This window comes from Polystyrenella longa (genome assembly GCF_007750395.1).
GTDB classification, from domain to species: Bacteria; Planctomycetota; Planctomycetia; order Planctomycetales; family Planctomycetaceae; genus Polystyrenella; species Polystyrenella longa.
On sequence record NZ_CP036281.1, the window covers coordinates 2,209,685 to 2,222,621 of the forward strand.

The 12,937-nt window shown below is 50.9% G+C and carries 5 protein-coding genes; 1 reads left to right on the forward strand and 4 read right to left on the reverse strand.

Annotation, left to right across the window (positions count from 1 at the left end):
* Positions 1-32: 32 nt before the first annotated feature.
* The 4 genes from Pla110_RS08265 to Pla110_RS08280 form a co-directional block, all read right to left on the reverse strand.
* Positions 33-1,316: a glucuronate isomerase gene (locus Pla110_RS08265; protein WP_144995034.1), complete on the reverse strand. Its 1,284-nt coding sequence runs from the start codon at positions 1,314-1,316 to the stop codon at positions 33-35.
* 226 nt (positions 1,317-1,542) lie between these two features.
* A complete protein-coding gene (locus tag Pla110_RS08270; protein ID WP_197440590.1) occupies positions 1,543-4,392 on the reverse strand; it encodes a c-type cytochrome domain-containing protein in 2,850 nt (949 codons plus the stop codon).
* A 70-nt stretch (positions 4,393-4,462) separates the two neighbouring features.
* Positions 4,463-7,981 (reverse strand): coiled-coil domain-containing protein, encoded by a 3,519-nt coding sequence (locus Pla110_RS08275; protein WP_144995038.1) that lies wholly within the window; start codon positions 7,979-7,981, stop codon positions 4,463-4,465.
* A gap of 291 nt (positions 7,982-8,272) precedes the next feature.
* Positions 8,273-10,819, reverse strand: coding sequence for a DUF1549 domain-containing protein (locus tag Pla110_RS08280; RefSeq protein ID WP_231742955.1), 2,547 nt, complete (start codon positions 10,817-10,819; stop codon positions 8,273-8,275).
* Positions 10,820-11,574: 755 nt separating this feature from the next.
* On the opposite strand from Pla110_RS08280, the gene ribA reads away from it, so the two are divergent.
* Entirely contained in the window at positions 11,575-12,810 is a 1,236-nt protein-coding gene (gene ribA / locus Pla110_RS08285; protein WP_144995040.1) for a GTP cyclohydrolase II, read from the forward strand.
* Positions 12,811-12,937 lie beyond the last annotated feature (127 nt).

The window sequence follows — 12,937 nt, forward strand, 5'->3', positions numbered from 1 at the left end:
ATGTCTGGTTCCAATACGCTGATTTTACGAATTTATAGCCCGCCGAAGATGCGTTCTACGTTCCCACGAAGAACCGTTTTTCCAAGATTGATGGCTCGCTCTTCGCTCCAACCTCGGTCGATGACGAAGTCGTTCGCCAGGACTTTTGACAACACACGTCGGTACATTGCGAACTTTGGGAGTGCGAATTCGAGTTTGTACATGTCGCTGTAATACCCGATTTGCTTCGATTGCGGTACCGCTTGAAGCCGTGCCCGGGTGTCCTGCTCGATGTGGGCGGGAATATTGGAATACCACCAGTGACCATTGGTCACCACGTTGGGGAAAATCCAACTGTAACTGACGAGTTCCTGGTTACTCGTTTGCGCCAGCACAGAAACGGGAAAGGTGACTGTTGGGAAGGCGTTGAACAATTCTTTGTATTGGAACAGTGAGGTTCGCGAATCGTACAGGTCTTGCCCTTGGAAGACGCCGTCTTCATATACGCGGCGGTTAACGCCAATCATCAGGTCAAACGGAAGTTTAAACTCGGCACAGAATTCGGCCAGACTCCAGAAAATGAAGCAACTCAGCTGATTCGCTTCATCACAGCTCAGTTCGCTTCCGCTGATGACTTTCTTCAAGATCGGATCAACGGCAGCGGCACTCACCTGCTGTGGAGAGAACATGGGCGGTAATGAAATCGCGCAAGCACGGGCGTTATTTTTGGTGAAGTGGGAAAAGAGCTTACCGATCGCGTCTTTCAGGCTGCCAGCGTCGCCGGCATCGACACCGGTTGCTTTTGCGAGGCGGTCGCGTGTTGCGGATTTGGTGTAATGGAAGACGAGATCGTCGGTGCGGAGACAAGGAACGTACAGGTTCGTGTCGAACCCAGCGAGTGGATCGTCAAAATCGTTTGTCAGATAGACCTGTTCCAGTTTGCTTTGTTTGAGAACTTGCTGTTCCCAATTGTCCTCGTTCATTTTCGAGAGAGCGGTGTCGTACAGACTTTCCCAGTTGGCGAGAGTGATTTTATCGTCCTGGAATCCAAAGAACTCCTGCGCGATCTCAATGAGCCAGCTTAATTGAACGGTGTTGTCCAGATCGTCCAGTTTTTCGACGAGACGCCCCACTTTCTCCTTGGGAGCGAGACCTTCCTCTTCAATTTGTGACTTGGGAAGTCCGGCGGAATGCGCCAGTTCAGTGTAGTAGTGATACCCCATGATATCGGCCAGCGTTGTGGAGGCGGCAGAGTGGGGGTTGATGTGCGTGTGTGGGTCGATCAGCGGAAGTTGTTCGAGTTCGGCGAGGATATTCTGTTTGACTTGTTGTGACATATTTCCGGCGGACTTTCCTGTGATGTACCTGAAGAATGGACAAATTGTTGTATTCAGCGATATTCAGCAGTGTCGCCGGAAGTCGAGATGAGTTCAAGTCAGCCGAACCGGTCAGAACCAAGATATCAGAGCTAAGTCTGGTTGAATCTGCTTTCAACACGAAAAAAGCCGCATTCGTCGCTCGTGACGAATGCAGCTCTTAGTTTATATGAATTTGAGTGACCGTTTATTTCTCTCGTGGAGCGACAGTCATCACGCTTTTTGCGTCTTCGCCGTTCCAGACACGGAGAGTACCGTCCTGACCGCCAGAGACGACTAGTTTGCCGTCCCGGGTGGTATCTACGGTGTACATGAAGTCGGTTCCACCAGCATAAGTCTTGAGACCTTTGCCATCGGCGGTGTTGTGCAGACGAACGGTTTTGTCTCCTGCGGAGTCAACAATATTGCCTGTCGTTCCGATGAATTCCAGCCCCGTTACCTGTTTGCCAAAGCCGCTGATAGTACGAATCTGTTCGCCTGTTTCGACGTTCCAGACTTTAACGGAATTATCCGCACTGGAACTGGCGATGATAGAGCCATCGGCTTTCCAGTCGACACCCAGGACGTGGTGGGTATGGCCTTCAAATGATCGCACAAAGGAACCGTCAGCGACTTTGTGTATTTTGACAAACTTATCCGCTGCTCCAGACAGGATGTATTGTCCATCCCGGGAAAATTTGACCGTCAACACGGTGTCGCTATGTGCGTTTTCGATGTTCTGCAGAATTTCGCCGGTCTCCAGATTGTAGATGATCAATTCGCCAGTACGAGAAGGATCCCCTCCCCCAGCGACGAGCAGTTTTCCGTCGGGACTGATATCAATTGACAGAACCCGTGAGGAAAAAGGAGATCCCGAAATGTTAAGAGGTTCATCTGCTGGTGGACCAAGGGTTGTAGTGAGCTTCCAATCGGGAGTCAGACTCCAGACAGCCAACGATTTTCCAGCACCGGTAACGAACTGTTGACCACTGAGAGAGCTGGCGTCCACTACAGGCTGAGGCAGGAGGTTAAAGGCATCCAGTGGCTGCATGGTAACCGGGCTCCATAACTGGACAGTCTGATCCGCAGATACAGACAGGCAATAGGCTCCATTGCTCATGGGGGACAGATCTTTAATGGCAGCGACAGCTCCTGCGGCAGCATCGGTTGCTGTTTTCAAGGTGGCGTCGGCTGCCGCTTTTTCAGTCTCACGAGTCGCTTTGTGGGCAGTCGCAGCCTGTTGACGTTCAATAGCTTTGGTAACCGCTTCTTCAGCCAGTTTTGCTGAACGCTCCTGAGAGACGAGCGATTTCATTGCCTGTTCGACGGCGGTGACCGCTTCTTTGGCTTTCTTATCTGCCTCTTCGACTTTCTTTTTCAAATCGGCGTTCTCTTTGTCTTTTTCCAGTTCCGCCTGTGCTGCAGCGAGAGCTTCGTCGGCAGCGGTTTTGTTTTTCTCCGCTTCTGGAACAGCAGCTTTTGCTTTTTCGAGCTCTTCTTTTGTTTTTGTCAGAGACTCATCACGTTCGGTTTTGTTTTTGTCTGCTGCAGTCACTGAGGTTTCTGCAATCACGAAGAGTTGCTGGGCAATTTCCTGCTTTTGCTGAGCTTCAATTTTAGCCCGTTCTTCAAGCAGATTGTCTTTGGCTTCGCCGAGCATTTTCCCGTCGGAGAGTTGCCAGAACTTAATCACTCCGTTTTCCGAGCCAGCCAACAGGACTTGTTGATCAGGTCGAAGGTAAATTGAGGTTACTGGTGCTCCCTGATCCAGCTTCGCGGTTTCAGCTCCATCGGCCAGTTGACGAATATGGATAGTTCCATCGGCTCCGGCGGACGCGATCGACTTCCCTTCTGCTACCAGCGCGAGATCATGGATAACTCCCTGATGGGTTGGCCATTCCTGTTTAAGTTGATAACCACTTTCGCCTTCCGTCCATACCTGTACTTTGCCTTCGGCATCTCCTGTGTAAAGAGATCCGTCAGCTCCCGCGATGAGATTGGTCAGAGCGGCAGTCGCTTCTGTTTGGCCCAGAAGAGTTCCTTCCGCTGTATTCCAGAGTCGCAGAGTACGGTCTGCAGAGACTGTCGCGAGCTGATTCTCAGGCAGGAATACAAGTTCATTTACGCGGTCGGTATGACCGGAAAGTGTTTTGAGGACTTGACCATCCGATAATTGAACGAGGGCAATCGAGTGATCAGCGAGCGCGACCGCTGCCAGGCGTGTAGCCGGGTCGGCGGTGATGGAAACAATGTCTTGAGGCAGTTCAAACTGACTGACTAAGGGTTGATCGACTCTTTTCCACAGTTTGATGACGCGATAACCTGCCGAGGCGAGTGTGTTGCCATCGGGGCTATAGGCGAGAGACTGCACGAAGTCGCGATGGGCCACATTTCCCTGATAGAATGGGTTTCCTTCGAGCTGAAGCTCAGCCAGGTTTGGATCGGTAAGCTGAGCAACTTCGGACTGGGTTCCGATGTCGAAAATACTAATGCGGTTGGAGCGACCCGCGGCGACATAACGTCCCCAAGGGGACATGGAGACGGCGTAGATCGCCTGGAGATGAGCCGGCAGTGGTTGCCAGGCAAGCTGTGACATTTGACCTTCGCCATCAACTTTGGCTCCTTCCAGTATCCATTGGCGCAGAATCCCGAGTTCCAACGGGGTTAGCTCTTTCGCTTCAATTTCGTTCGGTAGTGGTGGCATGAATGGTTCTTCGTGCCGAGCGGCGACTTGAAAGATCAGACTTTCGTCTGGTTTACCGGGGACGAGTCCTGGCCCACGGAAGCCACCTTTGAGCATTAGCTCAAGCTCTTCGAGATTCAGATCACTTTCGGCATTGCTCATGTTATGGCACGCAATGCAGTTGTTCTCGAGGATCGGCAAAATCTCGTCTTCGAAATTGACCGGGTGGTCGAGTTTGGGATCTTCAAACTGAATCGGTTTGAGTTCGGCTTCTTCGTCCGCCTTGAGAATATTCGAGTCGGAAAAAAAGAAGCCGACGCACAACATGCCGGTGAAGATCAGAGATGTATGAATTGAGTTCAAAGAGTTTTTCATTGGTATCGTTTTCATCAAACTGGGTGAGCACATTCAAGAGCGACAGTTGGATATTGAATTGAATCTTAAGTTACTTGATTACTTTGAGGTTGAAGACGGCGTCGAAGTGAGCAGGCCCATCGGCATCGGCCGTTCCCCGGATAGCCACGTTAGCAATGTCTCCTTCGGCAAGATCGGCTGTTCCTTTAAGGATGAGTGCCGCTTCCGTCTGTTCCGGAGTCAGTTCGATTGGATCGCTGGTGATGCCCGTCTTACCTGGAGGCAATACGAGTTCAAGTTTGACGGGTCCTTTAAAGCTTTCTGTACGTACGACGTTTACCTTCACCGAGACTTCACCCCCCTGCTTCAATTGGCCGGAATCGGCTGGAGTGGCGGTGAGTTGGGCGGGAGCCGGTTTGACTGTCACTTTGAAGTAATTTGACGGAGGATAGATTTCGATATTGGCTGGTTTGGCGACAGCGTCGGCTGCTTTGACTTGTTCGTCGAGAGCGACTTTGGCGGCTTGGACCGCCTTGAGATCAGCGTCCGCTTTTTGTTGGGCTGCGACTGCCGCTTGTTTATTCGCTTCCGCTGTTTCTAAATTCTTCTGACTGGTTTGGACGGCTGTTTCAGCCGTTTTAATGGCGGCGACCTGAGCTTCTACACCCTTGGCTGCATTGGCGGAATTCGCTTGTGCGACTTTCAGAGTGTTTTGTGCCGATTCGACTGCTAGTTGAATTTGTTTCAGAGAGAGATCTGTTTGCTGTGACGTGGCATTCAGGCTGTTCGCCAGTTCTTCGTTGTTTGCGTTCTTGGAGAGTAACGCGATTCGGTCCAAGCTGGCTTTCGCCTGTTGGCCTACGCCGGCCAGATCGGTGGAGAGCTGGGCAAATTCTTTTTCACGTTCTTGAGCTGCTGTTTGTGCGGCCTGTAATTCTTTAAGTTGAGTTTGGCTGGCAACCAACTGTTGGTCTGTCGTCGCTTTACCTGTGGTTGCGTCGGCGACCGCTTTGGTTGTTTCTTCAACCTTCGCGAGGGACGCCTTCAAGGCGGCATCGGACTGCTGGATCGTGGTGGCCTGTTCTGCCTGTTGTTTTTGCAGGCTTTCCATACGGGCGAGATGTTTTCGGTAACCGAAAGTTGATTTACTCTTCAGGTAGTAAGTGTATTCAGCGGCGGGTGCATCGTGCGCGGCGTAAAAGCGAAAATGGCCTGCTGACTGGTCTTTGGTAAGGGTGACAACGTCGGCTGTCAGCTTCTGGTTTTTATCTAATCCTGCCAAAGTCAGTTCGACATTGCCGGCTAACGGTGATCCAACAGCCAGTGGCAGAAAGAATTGTTGCCCCTGATGGAGGACGATTTCGGTTTGCTCCGCTTTGATTTGGTAAGGAGCAGATTCATCAATGACAGACAGGTAAAGAGTGCGTGCCAGACGAGGAATGACGGGGACGTTCGCCAAAGTGTTCCAGGCGATCGTTCCGGTACGAGCTGTGCGAACGACATCGCGGGAGACTTCCTGTTTATGGGTTTCTGCCTGTTTGACTTTTTCTTGAGCCTGTGCAACCGCTTGTTCGACAGAAGTTACTGCAGCCTGCGCCTTAGCAACTTCTTGCTCGGCTGTGGCGGCACCTTGTACTGTGGCAATTAATTGTTTTTGAACTTCGGCATCTTCAGGTTTAGCTTTCACTGCGGTGACAGCGGCGGCGATTTTCTGATTAGCTGCCGTGGCCGCTTCCTGTTTGGCAGTCAGTTCGGTCTGTTGTTTTTGAAGTGCTTCCTGTTGCTGCTTGACTGCTGACTGGGTCGCCGCCAGTTGACGGATGGCGTCCGGGTTTTCGATATGTGCAGAGCCAGTGATTTTCAGTTGTGCCGTTCCAATCGCAGCATCAGTTGCGGAGGAAAGAATCATACGGAATTGATTCGCATTGCCGGGAACGGGTTTAATTTCATAAGTAACACCAGCGGGTAACCCTTCGACTTGGATGTCGATCGGTCCTGCATATCCGTCACGACGACCTGCGAGCACCATCAGTTCCAGATTTTCCCCTTTACGTAAGGAGAGTGTCCCTGTTTCCGTGGTGGCATCAGCCAGCAGTTTGGTTTTCATTGGAACGGCGACCAGCTTGAAATCAGGAGATTCAGGGCGGATTGCGAGCCGATAAACGAACTCGGACTGCCCTCGGCTGTCAAAGAACCGATCCCGGACAAGTAAACGGTATTTGCCCGTTGCAGGAACTTCGAACCGAAAAACGGGGTCTTGAGTTTTGGTAGTGAATCCGGGACTAAGCAATTCAGTGGCGTTGTCGTCCTGCAAGGTAATTCGCTTGACGGACTCTTTGCCTTCGGCATCGTAAGAGAGTTGTTCGATGACAAATGTGGGGTCTGCGTCGCTGCCATTTCTTTGGCCGTAGACCTCGACGTAGTAGACAGCTCCCTGTGTGGCATCGAAGGTGAAATAGTCACTGTCTCCGGGATTCTGGAACTGGCCTGTGTATTCACCGGGAATGGTAATCGCCTGAGCTTTTTCCAGAGTGTCGTTAGGTTCCAATTCAAAGCCAACGGGCGCGTCGGCGTAGTACATGGTGACTGGATTAGAAGTCAGGTTGTCTTTTTGAAATCGGTAGGTGAAGCCGTCGACATCGTACTGAGACGAATAGAAGAGTTCGTTTTCAGGAAGACTGTCTGTCTTTTCCGGGGCCGTGATCTGGACTTTGAGTATTTCAAGGGGTTGGCCATCGACCATCTGGTCGGAAGCGGTTCCGCCGGGAAGATTGCGACCGTACAGCGTGACTTCGCTAACCTGGTTCGGGGGGATGGAGGCGGGAATGACAAAATCAATGTACGGTGCAGTACTCACCGTGACCCGGTAGCCATGGTCAATGGAGCCTAAGAACTGCAGGTCGAATAGTTTGAGGAAATAGGTTCCATCTGCTGGAAGTACCACGTCGACGAGGGCATCGTATTTTTTGTTGTTGCGAGCAAAGCCAATTCGTTTGTGGTTTGCATCGTACAATTCAGTTACAGCGTTCAGGCGTGAATCGAGTTGCGCGGCTCGTGCGAAGGCGAGGATTCGTTGTCCCTGTTTACCTTCAAATTTAAAACAGTCGATTTCGCCAGCAGCGTGAATCGCTCCATTTGCGACTCCTTCGAGTTCGATAGCGGTTGCCACATCGAAGGAATTATTCGGTTCTGCTTCTGGAAATTCTTTCAGGTTGGATACCGCGAACCGGCGGGGATTACTAATACCGAAGAACCCTTCTGCGCGAACTTCATAGGTTCCGGCAGGAACATCTGCGGCAATGTTTACGAGGAATTTCAGAGGAACGGGCTTGGCTGCTTCCCCTTCTCCCTGCATTTTCGGTTGAGCGGTGATACCGGGATGATTGAATATCAGGCTGGTGACATCGGCAACTTCGTCTCCGCTGGCGAGGGTGACCTCGACCGTCGTGCCTGCCTGATCGCCGAGAGGAGCGATCGAATGCAAAGTCGTCACAGGAAGCTGTGCGGTTGATACTGAAGGATAGCACGCCAGCAGCAATGCACCAACGGTCAAAGCGAAGCAACAGTAACGAATCCGAACGTTTCGAAACGGGTTCGAGAGCGATCCCATAATGAATTCCGATATCATGCGTTAGAGAGCCGGGCGAAAACTCAATCTGTGAAGGAGGTTCACGCCAGCGAGAGGCAGGTTAATGGAGGTAGGTATCAGCAACGTACAGGTGGGGAAGATGGACCCAGTCAGAGAATCCTGATTTGGTCCCGTTTACTGATAATAATGGGGACAGCCTTGTCCGGTATGTGAACCAGTCTACCTTGAAAAATGGGGGGAGAAAACGATCAAATTCGTTTTTTCTCGCCCCACCCGTGGTCACATGTATATTGTCTGTCGTCGAGTGCCTGTTTAGTGGTTAAACAGGAACTCTTTCGTGTTAATTAAAGCCCAGACGATGTCTTCGTAGGCGGTACGGGAATTTTCTTTGTTCTTCTCGATGTGCGCCAGAGCGACCGAAAGTTCATCCGGGTTAGGCTCGCGAGCGTACATCCAGCGATAAAGTTCCCGAATTTTCTCTTCGGACGTACTATCTTCCGCTTTGGCCAAATTGGCTGCGCGACCAGTATCATTCGAAACCTTGTTCTGGACTTCGGTGCTGTTCAGCAGGTGCAGACTCTGAGCCAGGTTTGCATCCTGAGACCGTTCACATTCACAGGCGGTATCGCCCTGTGGCTGTCCGAAGACTTTCAGGAAGTAAGGTCCTGAATCAGGATTACGAAGTTCCACGGCACGGCTACCCTGGGGTAAACCGGCGTAGGCCTGAGTGGTGTCAGTCACTTGATGGAACGCGTCGTACAGGACTTCCGCCGTCAGCCGTTTAGGGTAATAGCGAGAGAAGTTCTGTTTGTCTTTCAAGTTGTATTCGTTCGGGAAGGCACTCAGCTGATATGTTTTGGAATTACAGATCGTGCGGACGAGGTCTTTCAGATCGAACTGATTGTCGACGAAATGCTGAGACAGGTTGTCCAGCAGTTCCGGGTTCGTAGGAGGATTCGTTTCTCGCATATCATCTTCAGGTTCGACGACTCCGCGGCTGAAGAAGTGCTTCCAGTAGCGGTTCACAACTGATTTGGCAAAGAACGGATTCTCTGGATTGGACATCCATTCGGCCAGATAGACTCGGGGGTCGCGGTCGTTAGCGATGGTGAATGGTTCGGAACCAAGTCCTGCGGGAGCGAGCTTCTGTCCGTCTCTGGGATTATTTGCTTGTGCAGTTCCTTCTGTGTGGACAAGGATTTTCTCACTTCCGTGAGCGTAACGGACGTCGTCCATCTCTTTGTAACCAATGCGGGAGAAGAAGGCAGAAAGGCTGTAATAGTCGTTCTGGCTCCATTTCTCGAACGGATGGTGGTGACAGCGGGCACATTGGATACGAACACCTAGGAAGAGCTGAGCGGTGTCTTCCACCTGTTCGTTATTTTCGTTGACGCTGCGATACCAGATCACGGCCGGGTTCCGTGTGGGGTCCCCTGCTGCCGTAATGATTTCAGAGACAAATTTGTCGTACGGTTTGTTCTCGTACATGCTGTTCCAGATCCATTGGTAGAAACCATAGGTTCCGGCAGCATCGGTGGCCGCATTCGGTTTGTTGCGGAGAATCATGTTCCATTTTTTAGCGAAGTAATCGGCATATTCCGGACTCTCAAGCAACTGGTCAATCCAGAGAGCTCGTTTGTTTGGAGTTTCGTCAGCGACGAATGCACGGACTTCATCTTCGGTTGGTAATCGACCGGCGATGTCGATCGAGACGCGACGAATGAATGTATTGTCGTCACAGAGATCTGAGGGAGGAATACCGAGCAATTTCAGTTTACCGAAGACGGCCAGATCGATCAGATTATCCGACTCGGGAAGTTCTTTAATTTCCGCACCAAGTGGGACGGTCGCCCGAAAAGTCGAAACTTGGCTGAGATAGCGTGCCATGATGGCGACTTCACCGGAAAGGTCGAGCGTCGAGACGAGGCCAGTTTTACTGACATCAGCCATTTCGGTATCGTTCGGTTCGAACAGCGCCATGCGAGTGACATCTTTGGTGGAGCCATCGCTGAAGGTTGCCAGAACCGTAATCTGTTGTTCGGAGTTGTGAGACATCACGCGGGATTTCGGAAAGCATTCGATTCCTGTGATGACAGGATCATTATCTGTACCGAAAGGCATTCCCTGTTCAATCCAACTGAAGAGCATGCGGTACTCGTAGCTATCTTCTTCCATCCGCTTTCCACCACCATGAGGTGACTGGCCAGTGGCTTTGGTTAAGAGCAGGCTTTCAGCCGGTGCGGGTGGGAAGATACGTCGTCCCCGGTTTTCTTTCACGAGAAACTCGTAGTCGTCGTCTGGATAGAAACCGAGCAACGACAGACTGAAACCGTTCTGGCCGCCTGATTTTCCGTGGCATCCACCACCGTTACAGCTCAGCTTGGTGAAGATGGGGGCGATCTGGTTTTTGAAGTTGATAGGTAAGGGGTTATCGATGCCCGAGATTTCGAGAGGGAATTCCGACTGAAATTCTCCGGAGGTTGCCGTCAGTTTGGCAGTCCCTTCGGACAGCGGTGTGATCAAGCCATCGGCATCGATCGTGGCCACTTCAGCAGGTTGAATTTTGTATTCGGTTTCGCGAGTCAAGTCGCGGAGACGGCCGTCCGTCTGGTCGCCAGTGACAAGCACCTGTTGGCGGGAATCTTTACCACTGATCGCGATTTTTTCAGGAGTGGCTGCTTCTATCCGAATTGCCGTGACCGGAACTGGTTTTGATTCCGGTTCAGTTGTGGCAGCCTCTGTCGCGGGGGAAGTCGTTTCCGCCTGGACTGATTGAGAGACTGGCATTACGGAGCTGAAGAGCAACAGACCGCAGGAAGCGAGTATCAGGTTTCGCCAGATCATTTGTGTTCGACTCATAACAACTTCCTGAGAGATATTTCGTTGGACAGACATCCTGCCTGGGAACGCGATAAGGAGGAGTAGAGATCAGAGTTTCGCAATTGGCTACGGTTAACGTAGACAGGCTTGCGTCTTGAACTTGGGTAGGATTATCAGTGGGTCAAGATACTGGAGGTCAGAATTCTGTGGTGGGAAAAAGTAGAGGTCGAAAGCCAGAGTAAAATCAGGATTGATTTAATTGTCGGGAGGAGTGTCATAATCAGGTGGGTCAATAGAACATACCCATTACGTCTGGAGACGCACATAGACGTATATTCTTACATTCCAACATATCAATAATTACTGTTTTGTCAATAAGTTACAGTCCCTGGAACCAGATTTGTAAAATATGGGTCAAGGGGAGCTTGACACCCATATTGTTGGTAAACGTAGGTCGAAATTCTCTTTTAAGTGAGAATGAATCGGCCGAATTGCCCTGAGTTTGGGAAAACCACTCTCATACTAGAGGCTGGAAATTGCTTAGTAGCGAGCCCCCCATAGAATAAAGGAGGAAACCAGTTATTATTAAACGGAATCTACCTTGTCCAAAAGTGTCGATATCGTCTGTTCACCTGATGCGCGAACAGAGTGTCTTATTCGATTATCTCCTCATTTAGTGACTTTCGTCTCTATTTGGATCTCTTCCTGCGAGAATGAGGAAGGGCTTACGGGCAGATTTTGAAACAAGGTGTTTTACTTCAGTCGAATTACACGGACTACAAAGCGATCCACGCATGTCAGACAACGAACAAGATTCGAGCAAATTCAATTCTGTCGAAGAAGCGATTCAGGCGATCAAGGCGGGACGCCTGGTGATCGTGATCGATGATGCCGACCGGGAGAACGAAGGGGACTTCATCTGTGCCGCGGAAAGTATCACGCCGGAACAGGTCGACTTTATGCTTTCCAAAGGGAAAGGTGTCCTCTGTGTTCCCATGATTGAAGAGACCGCCGTCCGTCTGCATTTGCAGTCTGCCGTTCAGGAACAAAACAATACAGCCCCACATCGCACTCCCTTCCTGACGCCGGTCGATCATATCGATGCGGGCTCGGGAGTGAGTCTGAGAAACCGGGCGTTGACGATTCGCGAATTGGCCAACCCTCACGCGGATGCCAGTAACTTTGTGCGACCGGGGCACATTAATACCCTCTTGGCCAAAGAAGGTGGTGTATTACGACGCGCCGGACATACCGAAGCGACGATCGATTTGATGCGTCTCGCCGGCCGGCGTTCCGTTGGAGTGCTCATTGAAATCTGTGAGCCTGATGGCGAAAACATGGCGAGCATTGATCAACTCGTCAAAATCTCCCAAGAATATGACATTCCGATCATAACGATCGAGAACCTGATCCGCTACCGGCGTATTCGCGAGCAACTGCTGCATCGCGATGCTGATGTCGTTCTTCCGACGCGAGAATATGGTGAGCCTCGATTGCTGGGTTACCGGGTTGACCATGAAGATCAGGAACCAATTGCGATTGTCTGGGGTGATCTCTCTTCCGTCGAAGCACCCTTAGTTCGCATGCACTCCTCTTGCTTTACAGGAGACCTGGTTGATTCACTTCGCTGTGACTGTGGAGACCAGTTACACATGGCGATGGGAATGATTTACAAAGAAGGTGTGGGAGCCGTTGTGTATCTTCCTCAGGAAGGACGCGGTATTGGTCTTCTCGCCAAGCTGAAAGCGTATGAGCTTCAGGATCAGGGAATGGACACTGTAGAAGCGAACCTGAAACTTGGTTTCAAAGCAGACCTGCGGGATTACATGGTTGGTTTACAGATCTTGAAAGATCTTGGACTATCGAAAATTCGGCTGCTTACGAACAACCCGAAAAAAACTTCTGCCTCGGTTTATGATGGCGTCGATATTCATGTGGTCGAACAAGTCCCCATCGTCGCCCCTCCGGAGAAACACCGCGAGCACTATATGAATACGAAACGGGACAAGATGGGGCACGCCCTCCCCTAGCGGATGGGTTGAATTAATTTTGTGAGACGTAAAAAGCGTTTCAGAACCGGCATGTGCAACGATGATTTAATCTCGTTGCGGACCGATTTTGAAACGCTTCTTTTTTATGTTGGTCTAGGAAGTAGAT

Bases quoted from the DNA above. Each gene is read 5' to 3' on its own strand.
- Pla110_RS08265 (WP_144995034.1), bottom strand. From the start codon at position 1,316: ATGTCACAACAAGTCAAACAGAATATCCTCGCCGAACTCGAACAACTT.
- Pla110_RS08270 (WP_197440590.1), bottom strand. From the start codon at position 4,392: ATGAAAAACTCTTTGAACTCAATTCATACATCTCTGATCTTCACCGGC.
- Pla110_RS08275 (WP_144995038.1), bottom strand. From the start codon at position 7,981: ATGGGATCGCTCTCGAACCCGTTTCGAAACGTTCGGATTCGTTACTGT.
- Pla110_RS08280 (WP_231742955.1), bottom strand. From the start codon at position 10,819: ATGAGTCGAACACAAATGATCTGGCGAAACCTGATACTCGCTTCCTGC.
- ribA (WP_144995040.1), top strand. From the start codon at position 11,575: ATGTCAGACAACGAACAAGATTCGAGCAAATTCAATTCTGTCGAAGAA.